General features: G+C 70.4%; 20 protein-coding genes. 8 read left to right on the top strand and 12 right to left on the bottom strand.

Annotated features, from left to right (window positions below):
• Positions 1-25 precede the first annotated feature (25 nt).
• Positions 26-961, top strand: a complete 936-nt coding sequence (locus KY469_11275) for a hypothetical protein (protein MBW3663670.1) — start codon at positions 26-28, stop codon at positions 959-961.
• Here KY469_11275 and KY469_11270 read toward each other — a convergent pair.
• The 3 genes from KY469_11270 to KY469_11260 form a co-directional block, all read right to left on the bottom strand.
• On the bottom strand, positions 949-2,202 hold the full coding sequence (locus KY469_11270) for an APC family permease (GenBank protein ID MBW3663669.1): 1,254 nt from the start codon (positions 2,200-2,202) through the stop codon (positions 949-951). The genes KY469_11275 and KY469_11270 overlap by 13 nt on opposite strands.
• A gap of 26 nt (positions 2,203-2,228) precedes the next feature.
• Positions 2,229-2,645 (bottom strand): arsenate reductase ArsC, encoded by a 417-nt coding sequence (locus tag KY469_11265; protein MBW3663668.1) that lies wholly within the window; start codon positions 2,643-2,645, stop codon positions 2,229-2,231.
• A 103-nt stretch (positions 2,646-2,748) separates the two neighbouring features.
• Positions 2,749-3,429 carry a helix-turn-helix domain-containing protein gene (locus tag KY469_11260; GenBank protein MBW3663667.1) on the bottom strand — a complete coding sequence of 227 codons (681 nt, stop codon included), beginning with the start codon at positions 3,427-3,429 and terminating at the stop codon, positions 2,749-2,751.
• Positions 3,430-3,548: 119 nt separating this feature from the next.
• Between KY469_11260 and KY469_11255 the strand changes: the two genes are divergently transcribed.
• Positions 3,549-5,009 (top strand): hypothetical protein, encoded by a 1,461-nt coding sequence (locus tag KY469_11255; GenBank protein ID MBW3663666.1) that lies wholly within the window; start codon positions 3,549-3,551, stop codon positions 5,007-5,009.
• Here the strand turns inward: KY469_11255 and KY469_11250 are convergent.
• Positions 5,003-5,512 carry a VOC family protein gene (locus KY469_11250; GenBank protein ID MBW3663665.1) on the bottom strand — a complete coding sequence of 170 codons (510 nt, stop codon included), beginning with the start codon at positions 5,510-5,512 and terminating at the stop codon, positions 5,003-5,005. The two genes, KY469_11255 and KY469_11250, sit on opposite strands and share 7 nt — an antisense overlap.
• Positions 5,513-5,562: 50 nt before the next feature.
• On the bottom strand, positions 5,563-6,123 hold the full coding sequence (locus KY469_11245) for a YceI family protein (protein ID MBW3663664.1): 561 nt from the start codon (positions 6,121-6,123) through the stop codon (positions 5,563-5,565).
• 133 nt (positions 6,124-6,256) lie between these two features.
• On the opposite strand from KY469_11245, the gene KY469_11240 reads away from it, so the two are divergent.
• From KY469_11240 to KY469_11220, 5 genes are all read left to right on the top strand, one after another.
• Positions 6,257-6,724 (top strand): MarR family transcriptional regulator, encoded by a 468-nt coding sequence (locus KY469_11240; protein MBW3663663.1) that lies wholly within the window; start codon positions 6,257-6,259, stop codon positions 6,722-6,724.
• Positions 6,721-7,272, top strand: a complete 552-nt coding sequence (locus KY469_11235; protein ID MBW3663662.1) for an RNA polymerase sigma factor — start codon at positions 6,721-6,723, stop codon at positions 7,270-7,272. Before KY469_11240 ends, KY469_11235 begins: the two co-directional genes overlap by 4 nt.
• 54 nt (positions 7,273-7,326) lie before the next feature.
• Entirely contained in the window at positions 7,327-8,169 is an 843-nt protein-coding gene (locus KY469_11230; GenBank protein ID MBW3663661.1) for a hypothetical protein, read from the top strand.
• Positions 8,170-8,201: 32 nt separating this feature from the next.
• Positions 8,202-8,879 carry an alpha/beta hydrolase gene (locus tag KY469_11225; protein ID MBW3663660.1) on the top strand — a complete coding sequence of 226 codons (678 nt, stop codon included), beginning with the start codon at positions 8,202-8,204 and terminating at the stop codon, positions 8,877-8,879.
• A gap of 307 nt (positions 8,880-9,186) precedes the next feature.
• On the top strand, positions 9,187-10,134 hold the full coding sequence (locus KY469_11220) for a Ku protein (protein MBW3663659.1): 948 nt from the start codon (positions 9,187-9,189) through the stop codon (positions 10,132-10,134).
• 6 nt (positions 10,135-10,140) lie between these two features.
• Here the strand turns inward: KY469_11220 and KY469_11215 are convergent, their stop codons facing one another.
• Both KY469_11215 and KY469_11210 read right to left on the bottom strand, forming a co-directional pair.
• The gene (locus KY469_11215) at positions 10,141-12,087 is read right to left on the bottom strand and encodes a cation:proton antiporter (protein MBW3663658.1); all 1,947 of its coding nucleotides are present in this window, start codon (positions 12,085-12,087) and stop codon (positions 10,141-10,143) included.
• A 24-nt stretch (positions 12,088-12,111) separates the two neighbouring features.
• The gene (locus KY469_11210; protein MBW3663657.1) at positions 12,112-12,810 is read right to left on the bottom strand and encodes a hypothetical protein; all 699 of its coding nucleotides are present in this window, start codon (positions 12,808-12,810) and stop codon (positions 12,112-12,114) included.
• 259 nt (positions 12,811-13,069) lie between these two features.
• Between KY469_11210 and KY469_11205 the strand changes: the two genes are divergently transcribed.
• A complete protein-coding gene (locus KY469_11205) occupies positions 13,070-14,947 on the top strand; it encodes a cation:proton antiporter (GenBank protein MBW3663656.1) in 1,878 nt (625 codons plus the stop codon).
• 133 nt (positions 14,948-15,080) lie between these two features.
• Here the strand turns inward: KY469_11205 and KY469_11200 are convergent, their stop codons facing one another.
• Genes KY469_11200 through KY469_11180 form a run of 5 tightly spaced genes read right to left on the bottom strand, consistent with a single transcriptional unit; the run spans position 15,081 to position 20,810 of the window.
• Positions 15,081-16,490, bottom strand: coding sequence for an NADH-quinone oxidoreductase subunit N (locus KY469_11200; GenBank protein ID MBW3663655.1), 1,410 nt, complete (start codon positions 16,488-16,490; stop codon positions 15,081-15,083).
• Positions 16,490-17,974, bottom strand: a complete 1,485-nt coding sequence (locus KY469_11195; protein ID MBW3663654.1) for an NADH-quinone oxidoreductase subunit M — start codon at positions 17,972-17,974, stop codon at positions 16,490-16,492. The genes KY469_11200 and KY469_11195 overlap by 1 nt, the downstream gene beginning before the upstream one ends.
• 3 nt (positions 17,975-17,977) lie before the next feature.
• On the bottom strand, positions 17,978-19,942 hold the full coding sequence (locus tag KY469_11190) for an NADH-quinone oxidoreductase subunit L (protein ID MBW3663653.1): 1,965 nt from the start codon (positions 19,940-19,942) through the stop codon (positions 17,978-17,980).
• A gap of 4 nt (positions 19,943-19,946) precedes the next feature.
• Entirely contained in the window at positions 19,947-20,252 is a 306-nt protein-coding gene (locus KY469_11185) for an NADH-quinone oxidoreductase subunit K (GenBank protein ID MBW3663652.1), read from the bottom strand.
• Positions 20,253-20,264: 12 nt separating this feature from the next.
• Positions 20,265-20,810 carry an NADH-quinone oxidoreductase subunit J gene (locus tag KY469_11180; protein ID MBW3663651.1) on the bottom strand — a complete coding sequence of 182 codons (546 nt, stop codon included), beginning with the start codon at positions 20,808-20,810 and terminating at the stop codon, positions 20,265-20,267.
• Positions 20,811-20,824: the final 14 nt, after the last annotated feature.

Genomic DNA, 20,824 nt, shown 5'->3' with positions numbered 1-20,824 from the left:
GCCCGAGGAGCCTCACGACGGGACGCTGTCCGTGCAGGTCACCGGGGTGACCGCGCTGCGCTTCGGTCCCGACGATCCCGTCCGTGCGGCCTCGGCGGTCGCCCGTCTCGGCGCGGGATGGCTGGTCGTCCAGGACGACGCCACCCACGCCGCGTGGTGGTCGCCGGAGCACGGTGGCGTGGAGCGGGTCCGGCTGTTGCCGCCGGTGGAGGGCCACGACACCTTCGACGAAGCGTCGGCGACCAAGCACCTCAAGCCCGACCTCGAGGCTGCCTGCGAGGTCACCATCGAGGGCGGCCGCGGCGTGCTCCTGCTCGGGTCCGGCTCGTTGCCGCCACGCACCCGGGGCGTCGTCGTCGAACTCGGCTCGGACGGTCCCGTCGCGACCTCGGCCGACCTCGCACCGCTCTACCGCCGCGTCCGCCAGGCGCTGCAGATCGAGCCGGCGGCGCTCAACCTCGAGGGCGCGTGCGTCGTCGGTGAGCGACTGCGTTGGTACCAGCGGGGACACGCGCGATCGGGTGTTCCCTCGGCCAGCGTCGACGTGGAACTGGGTGCGCTCATCGCCGCGGTCCGGGGCGCACGCGATCCCGCGGACGTGGAGCTGGGCGACGTGCGGGCATACGACCTCGGCGGCGTCGGCGGACTCGCGTTCGGCATCACCGATGCGGTCGCGCTGCCGACCGGAGCCATCTGCGTGTCCGCCACCGCCGAGGACGCGCCCGATCCGGTCGCCGACGGTCCCGTCGCCGGCTCGGTGTTGGCGCTGCTGGACGAGCAGCGCACGACCGTCGCGGCGGTGCCGGAGCCGTACGCGACCTGCAAGATCGAGGGCTTGGCGCCCGAGCGCTGGGATGCGCGAGGGGTCCGGCTGCTCGCTGTCGTCGATGACGATCGCCCCGCCACCGCGTCGCTGGTCCTGAGCCTGGTGCTGCGCGGCGGGGCCCTTCAGGACGTCTGACGCGGGCCGCCCGTCGCGAACCAGGTGATCGAGCCGATAGCCAGCAGCACGAGCCCACCGATCACCGCGACCAGCGGCAGGGTGAGGGCCAGCAGGGCGCACAGCGCCACGCCGACACCCGCGAGCCAGCGTGGCCACCGCCGCTCGTCTGTTGAGAGCGTCCACGCCGATGCGTTCGCGAGGCCGTAGTACGTCAGGACCGCGAACGAGCTGAAGCCGATCGCGCCCCGCAGGTCCGCGGCTAGGACGATGGCGCAGACGACAACGGCCGCGGTCACCTCCGCCCGGTGGGGCGTGCGGTAGCGGGGGTGCACCGCGTTGAGGTAGCCGGGGAGCTCACGTCGGCGAGCCATCGAGAACGCGGTGCGGCTGACGCCCGCCAACAGCGACAGCAGCACACCACCCGCAGCGACCGCCGCGCCCACGCCCACGACGGGAGCGAGAGTGCGCCAGCGTCCGGCCTCGACGGCGTCCGCGAGCGGGGCGGGGGAGTTGGCGATCGTCCCCGCGCCCACGGCCACGAGCGTCGCCCCGATCACGAGCGCGTACGTGGCGACCACGAGCCACAACGCGATGGGGATCGCTCGGGGGATCGTGGTCGCCGGATCGCGCACCTCCTCGCCGAGCGTGGCGATCCGGGCGTAGCCCGCGAACGCGAAGAACAGCAGACCCCCCGACTGCAGCACGCCCCACAGACCCCGCGGTGCGTCCCCGTCGAGCTTGCTGAGCGCCGGGTCCCCCCCTACGAGCGAGGCGACGACGACGGTGGCGAGGGCGGCGAAGCCGATCGCGACGATGATGCGCGTGAGGCGGGCGGTCTTCTCGACCCCGCGGTAGTTGACGGCGGTGAGGGCCAGGACCGCGCCGATGCCCACGGGGCGTGCGAGATCCGCGTGCACGTACGCCCCGAACGTCAGCGCCATGGCGGCGAGGCTGGCGGTCTTGCCGATCACGAAGCTCCATCCCGCGAGGAAGCCCCAGTAGGGACCGAGCCGTTGACGGGCGTAGACGTAGGTGCCGCCCGACTCGGGGTAGAGCGCCGCCAGCTGCGCCGACGACGTCGCGTTGGCGTAGGCGACGATCGCTGCCAGGGCGAGGCCGGCGAGCATCCAGCTCCCGGCGGCCTCCGCCGCGGGACCGGGCGCGGCGAAGACGCCAGCGCCGACCATGGCGCCCAGCCCGATGAGCACGGCGTCGGTCGTCGTGAGACGGCGAGCGAGCTCGTGCCTGCCCTGGCTCATCGTCCGCTCCCCGTCGCGATCGGGCATCAGGCTGGCCGGGCTGTCACGCCCAGCTCCGCCATCAGCGCACGGACCCGCCGCTCGATGTCGTCCCGGATCGGTCGCACGGCCTCCACGGGCCGACCAGCCGGGTCGTCGAGCTCCCAGTCGAGGTAGCGCTTGCCGGGGATGAACGGGCACTCGTCGCCGCATCCCATCGTGACGATGACGTCCGCGCGGTGCAGCTTCTCGTCGGTCCAGCGCTGCGGCTCCTCCGCCATGATGTCGATGCCGACCTCGGCCATCGCCTCGGCGGCGACGGGGTGGACGCGCTCGCCGGGACTGGAGCCGCCGGAGAGCACCTCGACGCGGTCGCCGCCGAGGTAGCGGAGCCACGCCGCAGCCATCTGCGATCGGCCGGCGTTGTGCACGCACAGGAACAGCACGGTGGGTCGCTCGGACATCGTCATCCTCCCGTGGCCGAGGTCGGCAGCGGAGGGCGGTCGTCTTGGTGCGGCACGACCACGCACTCAGCGACGTCAGGAGCCGGCGTGAGCGCCCGTCTACTCACGCAGCGACCGCCTGCGCGAGCCGATCGATGCGCCGGCTGAGAACGGTGTAGGCCGTCTCGAAATCGCGCAGGCCACCCCGTGTGGGATCGGGCACCGACCAGTGCAGGACGGGGGCGTCGAAGGGGATGCCCGCCTCACGTGCCCGGTCGCACACCGACACGACGAGACCCGGTTCGACCTCGACCTCCGGGTAGCCGCGCGGACGGGCCCCGCGGACATCGAGGCGGTGACGTCGCGCCACCTCGACGGCGTGAGGGTGGACGCGCGGTGCCGGATCGAGACCCGCCGAGAGGCCGACGCGGCCGGTGCGTTCGCTCCACAGCGCGGCCGCGAGCTGTGAGCGCGCCGAGTTGCGACGGCACACGAACAGGACCGGGTCTGCGATGTCGCCGAGGCCGGAGGGCGGCACCACGACGAGGTCGGCCAGGACGCCGCCGTCCAGGGTGACGTACCGGCGGCGCCGGTCGCCCTCGGATCCGTGCCGTGCGATCAGGGCGGCCTCCTCGAGCACGTCGAGGTGGAACGCCAGCAGGTTCGAGGGCAGCGCCGTCAGTCGTTGCAGCTCCGATGGCGTCCGATCGGATACCTGCAGCGCGTCGACGATGGCGAGTCGGTGCGTGTCGCCCAGCGCGTGGTGTCGTCGCGCTCGGGTCTCGCGGTCGGCCACTTTCCACAACCTCTCAACATATATTGAGTCGATGATGGTTGAGCTTAGCGTCTCCTGACCAGGGCGGCTCGGCGCGGTGGCGGTGGCGGTGGTGGGTACCTTCTGGCGCCGACCGACGAGGGGATGCGGTGGACGAGACAGCCGAGGGACGAGTCGGGCGGATCTGGCCGGCCGTCCTCGTCGTGGCCGCGCTCGGGAGCCTGCCCTACCTGTCGCTGATCGCCGCCAACGTCGGGGAGGGTCTCGATCTCGCGTTCGTCCTCTGGTGGTGGGCGATCACCGTCGCCGCGGGACTGGCGGTGGTCGCCCTCGTGGCGTGGCGGAGCCGTGGCGCCGCACGGTGGATCGGTGCCGTGCTGGGTGTGGCGCTGTTCCTCTTCTTCAACTACCCGGCCGTCGTCGACGTCCGCGATCGCGTCGGGGCGCCCTTGACGGGACTGCAGTGGTGGCTGCTGGTCGCTGCGGTCATCATCGCGCTCGCGATCCCCTTGCTGCGCAGGGAGAAGGCGCAGCTCTTCCTCGCGATCTGGGCGCCGGCGCTCCTGCTCCTGCCGCTCGTGCAGCTCCTGAGCGCCGCTCCAACGGCTGCCGCTGAGGAGACGATCGTGCGCGAGTCCGCCGACGCGGCGTTCGAGCCCCACCCCAACGTCTACTGGTTCGTGCTCGACGGGCTGGCGGGTCCCCCGTTCCTGCGTCAGGTGGGGGTGGAGACCGACGGCTTCGTCGGCTCGCTGGAGGAGCGGGGCTTCCACGTGCAGGAGCAGGCCAGGAGCAACTACCCGTTCACGCACCTCGCGGTCGCGTCGGCGCTGGACATGGAGTACCTGTACGACGGCGTCGAGGAACCCGGCGCCGGACCGTTCTTCGAGCGCCTACAGGGGGACAACCGCACGGTCGCGACGCTGCGCGCCAACGGGTACGGGTACGTGCACGCGTACCCCGGGTTGTGGACAGGCAGCCGGTGTGCTGGCCTCGAGGACGTGTGCATCGGCGACCACGGTCCGCTGAGCGACACCGAGTGGGCCCTCGCCACACAGACGCCGTTGATCGAGCTGATCGTCGATGAGGAAGCGAGTGCGAGCATCGCGCGGTCCAACGATCCGGTCGAGGTGACGCGGGCGGTGCTCGACCGAGCTCCGCCCTCGCCGTACTTCGCCTTCATCCACCTGATCAACCCGCACCCGCCCTACTACCGGGATGCGGCCTGCGGGCTGCGCGATGTCGCTCCCGTGTTCGCGGCCTGGGGCGAGGGGCCGGGGTACCGGGATGCCGTGACGTGCCTGTTCGACCGCCTCGACGCCACCGTCCGGCGCATCCTCGAGGTCGATGCCGACCCCGTGATCATCATCACGGGCGACCACGGGCCCCGGCTGGGGTTCAGCACCGAGACGTCCGGTCGCGTGCTGCTCGACGGCGAGATGTTCTTCTCCGCGTTCAGCGCCATCCGGCTGCCCGAGGCGTGCCGTGACCTCGACGTGCCCGACGATCTGACCTTCGTCAACACCTTCGCGATCGTGTTGGGCTGCCTCACCGGCTCGGAACCGCATCTGCTACCCGACCGGCTCTTCCCGATCGTCCGAGACTACTGACCGCTCGACGCTGGCCGCAGCGCAGTGCTGACGCCCGACCAGCGCTCTAGCTCGCGATCGAGATCGAGCGGCTCGATCGGTGCGGCGTTCTCGTAGGCGCCCCACTGATCCCGGGGCAGCATCCACATGATCTCGAACTCGATGCCGTCGGGGTCCGCCCCGTAGACGCTCAGCGTGGCGCCGTGGTTGGAGGCGCCGGTGTACGCGCCGACTTCCCGCAGGGTCCGGTACGCGTCAGCGAGTTCGTCGACGGTATCGAGCTGCCAGGCGAGGTGGTACAGGCCGATGGCGCCACGCCGTCGCGGTCCCCCGATGGTGCCGACGCCGAACAGCCCGAGGTCGTGGTGGTTGTCGGAGCGCGGCAGACGGAGGAACGCCGCGTTCGCACGCGGCTCGCGGGCGACGACCTCCATGCCGAAGGTGTCGGTGTAGAAGCGCAGTGATCGGTCGAGGTCGGCGACGAAGAGCACGGCGTGGTTGAGTCGCACGGGTGAGAACGTCATCGGACTCCCTCCTCGTGGGGCCGGGCGGCGCGCCCGGCCCCGGCGTGGGTTCAGCTGTCGGTGCGGATCGCCGAGACCTCGAACTCGAGCGTGACCTTCTCGCTGACGAGCACGCCGCCGGCCTCGAGCGCGGCGTTCCAGTTCACGCCCCAGTCCTTGCGGTTGATCGTCGTCCGGCCCTCGAAGCCCAGACGCAGGTTGCCGTAGGGGTCCACGGCATTGCCTTCGTGGTCGAAGTCGATCGTGACCGGCTTGGTGACGCCCTTGATCGTGAGGTCGCCGACCACACGGTACGTGTCGTCGTCGAGCTGCTCCACCGAGCTCGAGACGAAGTGGATCTCGGGGTGGTTGGCCATGTCGAGGAAGTCGTTGCTGCGCAGGTGTGCGTCGCGGTCGGCGTTGCGCGTGTCGATGCTCGCAGCCGTGATCGTGACCTCGACGTGGGAGCGGGTGGGGTCGTCCGCGTCGAAGTAGCCGGAACCGCTGAACTCGTTGAACGAGCCGCGCACCTTGGTCACCATCGCATGACGCGCCACGAACCCGATGCGCGTGTGCGTCGGATCGAGCTCGTAGGTGCCGGTCAATGTCGGGGAGGTCGTGGTGGTCGTCATTCTAGGTCCTCTCGGATCGGTAGCGTTCGGTTGATGCTTCAAGTAAGCTACCCGGGGGTTGGTTGATGTGTCAAGTATCAGTGGTCGCCGGTCGGGGAGAACGGTTGAATCGTCAAGAGGTAGGTTGAGCGCCATGGAGGAGCCACGCTGGTTGACGGACCCTGAGCAGCACGCGTGGCGCCGACTGGCGGCGGTCGTGCTCAAGCTGCCGTCCGAGCTCGAGCGCCAACTCCAGCAGGACGCGGACGTGAGCCACTTCGAGTACTGGGTGATGGCGTTGCTGAGCGAGGCACCGGAGCGCCGGCTGCAGCTGAGCGATCTCGCGGCCCAGGCGAACGCGTCGCTCTCCCGACTGTCCCACGTGGTGACCCGCCTGGAGAAGCGCGGTTGGGTCGCCCGGGAGCCGTGCGAGCACGACGCACGCGCGAGCTACGCGGTCCTGACGGAAGCGGGCTGGGACAAGGTCGTCGCCACAGCTCCCGGCCACGCGGAGGCGGTGCGTGGGTTCGTGTTCGATGGCCTGGACGACGGCGACGTCGCGGACCTGGCGAGGGTGTGCGACGCCATCCTGGAGCGGCTCGACGCACGCCCCCAGGGGTGAGCCTGGAGGCTTTCGACGACGTGCTCGCCGCCGCCCAGGCCGGGGCGGGGTGGGCGTTCGAGCGGCTGTACGAGCACCTCGCCCCGACCGTGACCGGCTACCTGCGCCTACAGGGTGCGCGCGAGCCCGATGACGTGGCGTCCGAGACCTTCCTGGCCGTCTTCCGTGGTCTGGGCTCCTTCGAGGGGACCGAGCAGCAGTTCCGGTCGTGGGTGTTCACGATCGCGCACCGACGCCTGCTCGATGAACGCCGCTACTGGTCCCGCCGTCCGTCCACGACCGAGCTCGAACCGGGCACCGACGTCCCCACCGGTGAGACGACCGAGGACGACGTGGTGCACAAGCTGCGTCAGGAGCAGGTCGGGGAACTCCTCGCCGACCTCCCCTCCACCCAGCGTGACGTGTTGCTCCTGCGGATCGTCGGCGGCCTCACGGTCGACGAGACGGCGGACACGATCGGCAAGCGCCCCGGGGCGGTCAAGCAGCTGCAGCGTCGCGGGCTCCTGCGCGTCAAGCAGATCCTCGCCGCACGGGGCGTAACCCTCTGAGCTCTCACGGCGATGACGTAGGTGACACGAGGAGTTCGCCAGTGCAGCTCACCAGTGCGTAGACGCCGCCAGCGCCTCTCCGACGCAACGATCGGCCGGCTCCTGGCCGGAGGGCGCCCCGACGACGCCGATCTGTACGAGCTGGCCGACTTCGTCTCCGCGCTGCATCGCGCCGTCGCTGGCACGCCGCAGTGCCCGTCTGACGCGCTCTCTGAGATCTTCTCCGACGGACTCGACCCGGTGAGGCCGAGCTACGCCCTCACCACCGCCGATCCGTCGCGCACCGCACGCGGGCGCCGGCTGGTGCGCACGCTGGCAACCCGGTTCGCCGCCTTCGGGCTGTTCGTGAAGCTCGGTCTCGGCGCCGCCGTGGCGGCCGCCGCCACCACCGGTGCGGGCGCCGCTGGCGTGCTCCCCGCCCCGGTCCAGGACGCCGTCGCGGGCGTCGTGGGGACGGTGACGCCCTTCGAGCTGCCGTCGAGCGCCAGCGACACCGCGCGCGAAGCCGTCGAGCGTCGGGGCGGCCCCGGCAGTGCCGGCGACGAGGATCGAGCTCCGGCACTCGAGGCCGACCTCGGTCAGGAGGTCGCGGAGGACGCGACCGGTCAGAGCGACGGTGAACCCGGCGTCGAGGGGCGCGAGGTCGCCGACGAGGCGTCGGACGGCCGCAGCAGCGACCTGCCCGATCGAGCCGACGAGGGGCGTACGACCGCGGAGACCAAGCGCGAGACCGCGGGCGACCGGCCGGACGACGCACCCGAGGGCTCCGGCGAGGGGCTGACCGAGCCCGAGGACCGCGCGCCGGACCAGGCTGACGAGCACATCCCCGACGACGTGCCTGCCGGTCCCCAGCCCGGACAGGCTCCGGCCGAGCCTCCGGGTCACGGTCGCGGCTGACGCTACCCCCTAGCCTGCTCCTTGCGATGGCGATGTCCGTGGTCCTGGTCCACAGCCCCCTGGTGGGGCCCTCGTCCTGGGCGTTGGCCGCCGAGGTCCTGGGGGCCCGAGGCTTCGACGTCGCCCTCCCCGACCTCACGGTCGTGGCGTCGTCACCGCCTCCGCAGTGGGAGGCGTTCGTCGAGGTGGCCGTTGCAGGTGCCGCCTCACTGACCGGGCCGACCGCCGTGGTCGGCCACTCGGGTGCAGGCGCGTTCCTGCCGGAGATCGCCGATCGCGTCTCGGACGCCCACATGGTGTTCGTCGACGCGGTACTCCCTCCCGGTGCTGGGGTCCACGAGACGCCGCCGGCGATGCGTCGGCAGCTCGATGAGCAGACCGTGGACGGTCGCTTGCGACCCTGGCTGGAGTGGTGGCCGGAGCAGGTCGTGGAGGAGTTGATACCCGATCCGCTCGACCGAGCTGAGATCGCGGCGGACATGGCCTCGCTGCCGCGGTCGTTCTACGACGAGGCGGTTCCCGTGCCCGATGGCTGGTCACGCGGTCGCTGTAGCTACCTGAAGCTCAGCGACGCGTACGACGCCGAGTTCGCTGAGGCGGGTGCGCGGAGCTGGCCTCGGTCGGCTCTTGACGCGGATCACCTCGCGATCCGGACGCAGCCGGTCCGCGTGGTCGACGCCGTCGAGTCCCTGCTCGACGCCCGCTGGTAGGCGAGCGATCGAGCCGCGCGACGGGAACGCGCGTGGATGCGGGTTTCCGTCAGGCTGGTGAGGCGCGAAGGGTTCGCGCTGACGGGAACGCGCGTGGATGCGTGGTCCCGTCGGGGAGGTCGGCGAGGGCTGGGGCGGCTGGCAACAGCAGCCCGGTGAGCGCAGCCAGCACGGCGAGACGACGGAACACGTGGCCCCTGACACTCGGTCGGGTCACCGTAGTCACACCCGACGGTCGGACGTGGCCGGGTGCGGCGCGGCGACCTGATCGGAGCGACCCTGGCAGAGGACGATCAGGAGCAGCAGGATGGCTAGAGCGACCTGGAGTGGTTTCGTATCGTTCGGGCTCGTCAACGTGCCCGTGAAGCTCTTCACCGTGGTCCGCAGCCACGACGTGAACTTCAAGCAGATCCACGCGACCACCCACGCGCGGGTGAAGCGCAAGCGCGTCGACGAGGAGACCGGCGAGGAGGTCCCCTACGACGAGATCGTCAAGGGCTACGAGGTCGGCGAGGATCGCTACGTGATCGTCGATCCCGATGAGCTCGAGCAGCTCGATCCAGAGACGTCACGGATGATCGACATCCGCGACTTCGTGGACCTGTCCGAGATCGACCCCATCTACTACGACCGTCCCTACTACCTGGCTCCTGACGGTGAGGCGGCACTCAAGCCCTACCGACTGCTGACCGAGGCGATGGAGCGGTCGGGGCGGGTCGGCATCGCGAAGTTCGTCATGCGCAACAAGGAGTACCTCGCGGCGCTGCGGCCACGAGATGGTGTGCTGCTGCTGTCCACCATGAACTACGCCGACGAGGTCGCCGATCCCGAGGAACTGGACGTGGGCTCCTTCGGGCAAGACGTCGAGGTGCGCGAGCGTGAACTCGAGATGGCCGAGCAGCTGATCGACCGGCTCGTCACCCAGTTCGACCCCTCCGCCTACCACGACGAGTACCAGCAGCGCCTGATCGAGTTCCTCGAGGCCAAGGCGGAAGGCGAGGAGGTGGAGATCACCCCTCCGGAGCGCGATGTCGGCGGTGTCGTCGACCTCATGGCTGCCTTGGAGGAGAGCCTGCAGCGGTCCCGTGGCGACCGACGTGCGGCGGCCAGCGGCGACGGCTCGTACACCGATCTGACGCGGGACGAGCTGTACGATCTCGCCCAGCAGCGCGACATCTCGGGGCGCTCGAGCATGTCCAAGGACGAACTCATCGACGCGCTGCGCGAGACCGACACCCGAGCCGGCGCAGCCTGACCGGAGTCAGTGCGGGACGGCGACGATCAGGGTGCGGTCCTGCACGGTGCGTCCGACCCGCAGCGCACGCCGTGCGAGCCGGCCTCGGGTCGGAGGCACGCCAGTCACGACCAGGTCACCGGGGCCGGTGTGGTCGCGTAGGGACACCGTCTGCGCCCGGTCATCGTGCACCGCTTCCACTCCTCGTTGGCGCTCGTTCGCGATCAGCGCTCGCAGGCGCTCGGGTGGCTCCGGCCCGACGACGAGCAGTGGAACTCCGGCCTGAGTGGCGAGCCGTGTGGCGACATCGCGGGTCAGCTCGAGCGTCCGTTCACCCTCGATCGTGAGGTCGTAGGACGTCAGCGACAGCACGACCCGCCGGATCTCGCCATCGCTACCCGGATGTGCGACGAGTACCGGCACGGACGCCCGGGCGATGACCGCGTCGATGATGCTGCCGAAGAACGCCTCTCGTCGGTTGGTGTGGCCGGTCCAACCCATCAGGATGCTCGTGCCTGCATGTTCGACCACCGTGTGGAGCACACCAGCCGTGGGGCTGGCATCGATCCGGACGAGACTGACCGCCTCCGCTCCCACCCGCAGGGCCGCTCGCTCCGCCTCGGCGGTCACCTTCCGGTGCTCATCGACCTCGTGCGGCGAAGCCGCATGATCGAGGACGTTGACCGCCACGACGGCGCCGTGGTCCGCACCTGCGACGAGCCCCGCGAGCTCCACGAGCGGTCCCGCGGTGTGCGGGTTCGCGACCGGGACGACGACACGCTGTCCGAGCCCACGCACGCGGACGGGGGGGACCGCAACCCGCGGTGCGAAGTGCTGAGCCGAGAGTGCGGCCACGAGGGCCGTCACGAGTATCACCAGCACGGTCGCATCCACGACCTCCTGACCCACCAGTCCGAGATCCGACGCGACGATGACTGCCGCGAGGGCTCCCGCCGCCTGCCCGACCGTGAGCGACACCATCATCCCGAGCTCGTTCCGGTCGAAGCCCAGGAGGCGGGCGGTCGACCACGCTGCCAGCGACTTCGAGAGCAGCGTCGCGCCGGTGAACGCCGCCCCCATCGCCAGCGTCCTCGGGTTCGTCGCGACCGAGATCGGATCGATGAGCATCCCGGTCGAGATGAGGAAGAGCGGTATGAACAGCGCGGATCCGAGCACGTCGAGCCGCTCGCGGACGGTGGTGCCTTCGCCGACGAACCGGTTGACGGCGAGCCCAGCGAGGAACGCACCGACGATCGGCTCGATGTTCACGAGATCGGCCGTGGCCGACAGCGCGAACATCGCGGCGAGCACGAACGTCAGCCTGACCGCGCGGTCCTGTCCGACCCCCCTGAACACCCATCGCGTCAGTCGTGGCAGACCCATCAGGGTGACGACGCCGAACGTGAGCAGACCGATCGGGAAGCCCACCCAGAATCCGAGGTCGGACGACCCGGTACCGGCGGCGGCAGCGACCGCGAGCATGAGCAACGCCGCCACCGTGCACAGCAGCGTCGCTCCCAGCGTCGCGGTGATGGCGCGGTTGCGGACGATCCCGAAGCGCTGCACGACAGGGTAGGTCAGCAGCGTGTGGCTGGTGAAGGCGGAGCCGATCATCACCGCCGCCGCGAACCGCAGATCGAACGCCAACGCCAGCGTGACGACAGCCACCGCGGGGACGATGAACGTCAGGACGCCGAGGAGCACCGAGTCACGGCGGTACTCCTCGAACCCATCGAGGTCGAGGTCGAGGCCACTCACGAACATCAGGTACAGCAGTCCAACGGCCCCGAGTGACTCCACGACACCACCGCGTGCCACGAGTCCCAGGCCAGCCGGTCCGATCAGGGTTCCGGCGAGGAGCAAGCCGATGAGACCTGGGGCTCGGAGGCGTTCCGCGACGAGCGGGGCGACGAGGATGGCCACGAACAGCACCGCGAACACGAACGCCGGTTGTTCGAGGGGCAGCGAGACCATCCCCGCGCACTCTAGGAGGGCGGTCTACCGTGGGAGGCGACTCCCTGCGGCGAGTGCATCGAGGTGAGTCTCGAACTCGCGGAGAGCCGCGGGCGTGAGTTCGTGGAACTCGTCGGAGTACACGCACGAGTCGGGGTCGTTGGCCGTCGCCGTGATGAGCTTGAGCTGACCGTCGACGATGCTGACGTAGCTGAGGTTGCGTTCCACCTCGACACCGTCGCGGGTGCCGACGAAGCCGTACCGCAGTGCCAGGTTGCCTGCGAGCGTCGCCTCTACGGTCTCGAGAGCGCTGTACCCGTAGCCCGGCCCGCACCCGTTCTCGCGGTCCACCTCGAAGGTGGCGTGGTAGGCCTCGACGTGCTGGGCGAGCGTCGCGGCGAGGCCTTCAGCCTCGAGCGTCGCGGCGAGATCGTCGTCGAGAGGAGAGCTTCCGGCTTCGAGGACCCCGAGCCACTCGTCGCCGTCGTACACGCACAGGAGCGGCGCGTCGCCCTCGCAGTGGCTCACCGTCCAGCCGTTGCCCAGCGTGGTCGTGGCTTCCGCGTCGTTCCAGTCGATCTCGATGGCTTCGGTCGGTGGTGTGCTCGGTGGTGCCGGTGATGTTGGTGGGTCCGTCGGGGGTGCCGCCGCATCCGAACTCGAGCAAGCGGAGGCCAGCAGCGCAGCCATCGCGAGACCGGCAGCGAGCGCGATCGAGATGCGCGCGCGCGTCATGTCCATCATCGTCGTTCCTGTTCAGGAGGTGCTGGAGCACCGTTGCTCGCGGCGTCGAGAGGAAGACGTCACACGGCTCAGGTTGGTTGCATCGCGGGACAAGAAGTGGCCCGGTGTCGATCAGGTCGAGAGCCTTGCGCCGAGCGATCTGGAGCATGGGTTACGCGTCCAGCACCGGCACCACCGTGGGGAGCGTTCGGCGCGAGTCGGGTACCACACTCGTGGGCTGGGTATGGTTGGCTGCTGAGCCCTCGACCACGGGAGCACCGTGACCGAAGCAGTGCTCGCCGCTCAGGAAACGGCGGCTCACGGGGCCTTCAGCGTCGGCAACCTGCTCGCCGTACTGGTAGCCGCATGGGCCGCTGGGCGGCTCGCCGTGCACGTCGGCTACCCGGCGATCCTGGGTGAACTCATCGTCGGCATCCTCCTCGGCCCACCGCTCCTGGGGCTGCTCGACAGTAGCGACGCGCTCACCATCATCGGTGACCTCGGGGTCATCCTGATGATGCTCTACATCGGCACCGAGATCGACGTCCGTGATCTCCGACGCGCCTCCGTGCCCGGTCTGCTCGCAGCGGTGGGTGGCTTCGTCGTCCCCTTCGGCCTGGGGTTCGGCCTGATCATGCTGACCGGTGGCTCCGCCATCGCCGGGCTGTTCGTCGGCAGTGCCGTCGGTGTGACGTCGTTGGCGACCAAGTCGCGCATCCTGCTCGACCTCAAGCTGCTCGATACCCGGATCGCGTCCGTGCTCATGGCGGGGGCGCTGCTGTCCGACACGGCGACGCTGATCGTGTTCGCCGGCATCATCGGATTCGTCGAACTCGGCGCGTTCGATGTGTTCGGCACTGCCCGGGTAGCGGGCGAAGCGGTGGCCTTCTTCGTCGTGACCGGCCTGATCGGTGCGCTCCTGCTCCCACGGCTGGGCCGCCTGGTAGCTCGCGTGTCCGGCAACGACCGCAGCCTCGCCTTCATCTTCGTGCTCGGCAGTGGACTCGCGTTCGCCGAGATAGCTGAGTACGCCGGTCTGCACCCCATCCTCGGCGCCTTCGTCGCGGGACTGTTCCTGCGCAGCGAGGCGCTCGGGGGCCGCGTCTTCACGGAGGTGAACCGGACCATCCACGACATCTCGGTCGGCTTCCTCGCGCCGGTGTTCTTCGTCACCGCTGGCTTCCAGATCGACCTCGACGTGTTCCGGACCGACCTGGCACTGCTGCTCGGCGTCCTCGCGGTGGCCATGTTCGGCAAGATCGGAGGCACCGCACTGTTCTACATCCCGACGCAGTACGGCTGGCGTGAGGGCCTGGTGCTCGGTATGGCGATGAACGGTCGCGGCGCGGTCGAGATCATCGTGGCCGGGATCGGTCTCGAGCTCGGGCTCATCTCGGCTGAGCTGTTCACGATCCTGGTCTTCATGGCCATCTTCACGACCGCGACCGTTCCGATCCTGTTGACGGCCGGCGTGCGATGGCTGCGTCGACACGGAGAGCTCGATCGCTCCGAGAGTGCCCGCCGCCGGGTCGTCCTCTGCGGCGCGGGACCGCTACCGCGCACGATCGCCTCGCAGCTGGGCGATGCCCGGCCGGTGACCCTCATCGACTCCAACCCCGACCTGTGCGCTCAAGCGCGGCGGGAGGGGCTCAGCGCCGTCAGAGGGGATGTGCTCGACGCCGAGACGATGCAGCGGGCACGGATCGAGGAGGCTGGGGTGTTCGCCGCGATGACGACCAACGCCGAGGTGAACGTGCTGGCGGCGCGCATCGCTCGCGAGGAGTTCTTCGTGCCGCGCGTGCTCGCGGCGTTGCGGGCCTCGATGAGCGCGGGCCTGCGCAGCTTCAGCGAGAACGCCGGGGCGGAGCCGCTGTTCGGTGGCCACGTCGACATCGGCCTGTGGGAGGGGTGGCTGACGACGAACCGGACCGAGATCGTCACCGAGAGGGTGGCGGACGAGGGCGACGCGCAGCGGCTGCGGGCGGTCTGGGAGGTTCAGCGACGCGGACTGCCACTGGTCGTGCTGCGCGGCGAGAACCGCATCCTCTTCGATACGGCCGACGATCTCGAGGCGGGGGACGAGGTCGTGCTCCTCGTCCGCGCGAACCCCACTGGAGATCATCCCTCGACGTCCGAAGAGGTCGGGTCCGTCAGCTGACGACCCGCTCCGTGGCCGCAGCGCTTCTGGCATGTCGACGAAAGTGATCCGTTGCCAGATGGCACCGTATCGCGTACATCGAGCGGGCATCGGGGCGTGTTCTGCCTGGCTCGTCGCGGTGTACCCGTCGCGGTCAGGGGAGCAGCGGTGCGCCCTCGAGGCCACGCGAGACCGGCCCGGCGAGCAGCCCCACGGTGAGCAGCCCCGCGGCGGCCACGCCCGCCCCGATGCCGGCCCAGCGCCCCAGCACCGGGACGGCGCGAGGCGCCTCGGCGGTGTAGGCCGGCCCGAGGACGCGCAGGTAGTAGAACAGCGAGACGACGGTGTTCAGCACGGCGGCGATCGCCAGCCACGCGTAGCCCGCGTCGATGGTGGCGGTGAACAGCTCCAGCTTGGCGACGAAGCCTGCCAACGGCGGGATCCCCACCAGCGACAGGAACGCGACCACGAGGACGGCTGCCAGCCATGGCCGGGCCCGGGCGAGCCCGTCGTAGTCGGCGATGGCGGTGCGGCCACGCAGCTCGACGACCACGCCGAAGGCCGCGAGGTTCGCGAGCGCGTACGCGATCAGGAACGTGATGAGAGCCGGGATGGCGCGATCGCTGTGCCCGATGGCGACGATCGCCATCAGCCCGTAGCCCGACTGGGAGACCGAGGACCAGCCGAGCAGCCGTCGGACGTCGTCCTGCCACAGCGCGGCGAGGTTCCCGAGGGTCATCGTCATGACCGCGATGACGGCGACCAGGGGCCGCCACCCCACCTGCGGCTCGGGCAGGATCGACAGCAGGCGGGCGAGACCGACCAGCGCGCCGATCTTCGGCACGACGGTCAGGAACGCCGCTGCCGGTGCTGGCGCGCCTTCGGCGACGTCGGGCATCCACGTGTGCGCCGGGATGGCTCCGAGCTCGAACGCGAGGCCGACGGTGATGAGCGTGACGGCGGTCACGAGCACCGGTCGGGAGGCTCCGTCGAGCGCCATGGCCGCGTGCTCGTACCCCGTCGTCCCGGTGACGCCGAACAGCAGCACGACCCCGGTGATGAGGGCGACGTTGGCCAGGCCCCCGACGAGGAAGAACTTCATCCCAGCCTCGACCGATGCCGCCGATCCACGGTGGTAGGCGGCGAGCGTGTAGCCCGTGATCGACGCGAGCAGCAGTCCGAGGACGAGCTCCATCGTGTCGGCGGCGCCAGCCATCAGCATCGCCCCGAGGGCCGACAGCAGCAGCACGCCGTAGTACTCCCCGTGACGCGGGTCGCGTCGCAACCACTCCGGGGCGAGCACGACCGCGATCGCGGTGGCGCCGAGGATGGTCAGCCGGGCTGCGTGGGTCACGGGATCCACCGCCCACGAAGCGTGCATCGTCGTGAGGGGCGAGCCGTTGATCGCGACGTCGATCGTGAACCCGGCGGCGGCAGCCAGCGTCAGGAGCGCCAGCGGGGCGTTCACCCACTGCCGGGCACGCCGAGTGAACATGGCGACCACGAGCACGACCGCGGCACCGATCACGACCGCGATCTCGGGGACGACGTGCTCGACCGGCATCACGACCCCACGAGCCACGCCGTTCCGTCACGGACCACGTCGAGCAGCCACCCCGGCCAGACTCCGATCAGGACCGTCAGCGCGAGCAGCACCCCGAGGGCAGACACCTCGCGGGGGACGAGATCGGGGAACCCACGCCACCGGTCGGGCAGGTCCCCGAGGAACAGCTCCTGGAGCACCTGGAGGAACAGGGCGGCGGTGATCAGGATGCCCAGCAGGCCGACGGCAGCGAGCACCGGGAACACCGAGAAGGTCCCGACGAAGACGTGGAACTCGGCGACGAACCCCGCCAGTCCGGGCAGCCCGAGGCTGGCGAAAGCCGCGATGGTCGTGGCGCCGGCGAGCTTGGGTGCCTGACCGGCGAGCCCGCCGTACGCGTCGAGGTCGTACTCCCCGCCCCGCTGCCAGAACGAGCCCGCGATGAGGAACAGCGCTCCGGTGATCAGCCCGTGCGCGACCATCTCGACCGTCGCGCCGGTCAGCGCGAGCTCTCGTGCGGCCTCGTCACCCCCGATCAAGGCACCGGCCGCCGCGACACCCAGGACCGTGTAGCCCATGTGGTTGACCGACGTGTAGGCGATGCGCCGCTTGAGGTCGCGTTGCCCGAACGCGACCAGCGCCCCGTACACGATCGAGATCACCGCCACGACGGCGATGACGAAGGCCCAACGCTGGAAGCTGTCGCGCAGCATGGCGTAGGGGAGGCGGATCATCCCGAACGTCCCCATCTTCAGCAGCACGCCCGCGAGGATGGTCGACGCGGGACCGGGCGCGTCGACGTGGGCAGGCGGCAGCCAGGTGTGGAACGGCACCACCGGCGACTTGATGCCCAGACCGATCATGAGCGCGAGCAGTGCGAGCCCGGCCCGGGTCGCCTCACCCGCGAGCGGCTGCTGGGCGATCACCTCGGCCATGTCGAACGTGCGCGGCTCGGTACCCAGGTAGATGGCCAGCACCCCCAACAGCATCACCAGCGATCCGGCCAGCGTGTAGAGGAAGAACTTCAACGCCGCGCGCTTGGGATCGCCATGCCCCCACGACGAGATCAGGAAGTACATCCCGACCAGCGACAGGTCGAAGAAGACGTAGAACAGCAGCAGGTCGACCGTGAGGAACAGGCCGAGCGAGACCGCGTCGAGGAAGAGGAACCATGCCACGTACTGTCGTGGGCGCCCCCGGGTGTCGGCGGGGTAGACGACCGCGACGACGAAGAGGAGCGCTGCGGTCGCGGCCACGGCGAGGCCGATGCCGTCGACGCCGAAGGCGAACGACGCACCGAGCTGAGGGATCCACTCGATCCGCTCGACCAGCTGGAACGGGTCGCTCGCGCCGGCTTCGAAGCGGCCCCACGTCACGATCAGCAGCACCAGCGGGACGAGTGTCGTGACCACCCCGACTCCCCGCGCGGTGCGTTCGGACGCGCGGGGCCACAGCGCCAACGCGATCGCCCCGACCAGCGGGACCAGGACGGCAGCGGTGAGCATCGACTACCTCCAGATGGCGGCCACGGCCACGAGCAGCCCGAGACCGACGACGATCAACACGTAGTAGTGGTGGACCTGTCCCGTCTGGAGCCGTCGGAGATCACGCCCCGCGACCCCGACGCCAGTCGCGGTCCCCTCGACCACGCCGTCGACGACGAGCTCGATCAGCACCGAGGCGCGGTCCGCGAGCCACCGGACCGCCGCGGCGGCCCCGTGAACGACCCGGTCAACGCTGGGTTCGACACCCCGCCGCACGCCCTTCCGGGGCAGGTTCCAGGCGCCCGGTCCCGCGAGGAGCCACGACAGACCGACGCCGACGGCCGCCGCGACGCGCACGCCGGCATCAACGATGCGGTCGTCGAACCGCGCCGCGGCCGCTGCCAGACGCAGCGCACCGTCGACCGCACGGCGGGTCAGTGTGGGCAGGCCGAGCCAGTCCGCAGCCTGCGAGGTGGCCCCGGTCATGCCGAGGCTGCCGAGCCGGTCGCGCCGGTCGGCGACGGCTGCGGTCCACATGCCCGCCGCGACGAGGAGCAGCGACAGCGCGAGCTCCCAGGGTTCGCCAGGTGGCAGCGGGGCGTCGAACAGGTCGGACACGGCTTCAGCCGAGCCCGGGATGAGCAGCACACCCAGCCCGATCGACGCGGCCGCGAGGGCGACGACGGCGCCCCGCTCGCTACGCGACGGCCGACCGAGATCGCGCAGACCGCCCTGGGTCGGTCCGTACGACAGCAGGTGGAACCGTGCGGCGTAGAGCGCCGACAGTCCCCCCGCGATCGCCACCGCGACGGCGAGCCACGGGGCGTGGTGACCGCCGGCCGCGACCACCTCCTCCTTGGTCCACGCCGCGCCGAGGGGAGGGACCGCGGCCAGCGCCAGCGCACCGACGAGTGAGGCCCCCGCAACGATCGGTAGGTGCGAGCCGAGCCGGTGGCGTCCCAGCGTGGCACTGCCCGTGACCACGATCGCGATGCCCGCGACCAGGAAGAGCAGGGACTTGAACACCGCGTGGGTGACCAGGTGCGCGGTCGCAGCGGCAGGGAAGCCGCCACCAACGGCCACGAACATCAACCCGTACTGCGCCGACGTCGAGGCGGCGAGCAGCTTCTTGGTGTGGGTCTGGAGCGCGGCGACAGCTCCTCCGGCCAGCGCGGTCGCGAGTCCGATGCCGATCGTCGTCGGCCCGAACCAGTCGGCTCGGTCGAGGACCGGGTGGAGGCGTGCCAGCAGGTACGCCCCGGCCGCCACCATCGTCGCGGAGTGCAGCAGTGCCGACACCGAGCTGGGACCGGCCATCGCCGAGAACAGCCAGGGTGCGAACGGCCCCTGCGCCGATTTCGCGGTGGCGGCGAGGATCACACCGGCTACGACGACGTGCAGCTCACCACCCGACAGCGTTCCGAGCCCGTCGTAGTCGAGGGTTCCGACCCCCGCGAGCGCCGCACCCGCGGCGACGAACAGCCCCAGGTCGCCCAGGCGGGTCGCGTTGAACGCGTGCGCGGCCTGACGTGGGACGGTCGGGTCGCGCCAGTCCTGCGCGATCAGTCCCCACGAGACCGCCCCGACGAGCTCCCAGCCGATCAGCAGCGTCAGGAGGTCGCCCGCGACGACGATCAGCTCCATCGCCCCGACGAACGCGACCAGGCCACCGATCAGGCGACCGAGCCCGCGTGCCTGCTCGTGAGCCGCGGCGTACACCACGACGAGCAGCGCGACCACCGGCACCAGCACCGCGACGATGCCGGCCAGCGGTGTGACGTCGTGGACGAGCCGCCATCCCTCCCCGAGCTCGGCCACGCTGCTCGGACGCTGCACCGCGACCGCGACACCAACGGCCGTCGTGACGACGAGCGTCGTCCCACCGACGGACGCCAAGAAGACACGGCGTCGGTCCTCCGCGACGCGCCCGGAGGCCCACCAGGTGAGCGGGCCCGCGAGCAGCGGCAGCAGCACGAGCATCCAGGTCACCGCATCAGCCCTTCAGCGTGTCGATGCCCTCGGTCATGTCGACCTGACGGGCGCGGTAGACGGCGATGACCAGCGCGAAGCCCATGGCAGCCTCGACCGCCATGACCAGCATCGCGATGATGACCAGCACCTGTCCCTGGGGAGGGCCACCGGTCGAGTAGGCCCAGAAGGCCGCGCCGGCCAGCATCACCCCGTTGATCGCGAGCTCGAAGCCCATCATGATCATCACGAAGGTCTGCTGCGACAGCACGCCGTAGACGCCCACGCCGATGAGCGCGGCGGCGATGACCAGCGCAGCCTGCAGTCCCAAGGGCTCGTCTCCTCAGTGGTGATGGTGGTGGCCGCCCTGATCGGTCGCCGGCTGCGGTTCCGCCGTGCGGCCGTGAGGGTCGTCAGGGTCGAGCGGTGGCGGTGTCGAGCCCTCGTCGGACGGGCCGTAGCGTCCCCGACGTGAGGACAGGATCACCGCCCCGATCATGGTCGCGAGCAGCGTCACCCCCGCCGACTCGAACACGAGCATCGAGCCACCGAGCAGCTCGGTGCCGAGATCCTCGATGGTCGTGCTCGGCACAGCGTCGACGTGGGCGGCGACGGGGTCATCGGGCCAGTCGGCGAGCAGCGCGAGGGCGGCGAGTCCGATGAAGGTCAGCGCGCCCGCGACGATCGCGACCGTGTGCTGGTGGACCATCTGCATCGGGTTCAGGCCAGCAGGGTTCATCATGAACGCCACCATGAAGATGGCCATGACGGTCATCTCGACCGTCATCATGAACAGCAGCGCGACGCCGAGGTACTCGGCGACGAGCAGCACCATCATCGCGCCGACGTTGACGAACGACGCGAGCAGCGCGAACGTCGCTCGGACCATCGAGTCGGTCACGA

This window comes from Actinomycetota bacterium (assembly GCA_019347575.1).
In the GTDB taxonomy this organism is placed as follows: Bacteria; Actinomycetota; Nitriliruptoria; order Nitriliruptorales; family Nitriliruptoraceae; genus JAHWKY01.
The sequence above is the reverse complement of the archived record's forward strand: the minus strand, read 5'-3'. Positions and strand labels throughout refer to the sequence as shown.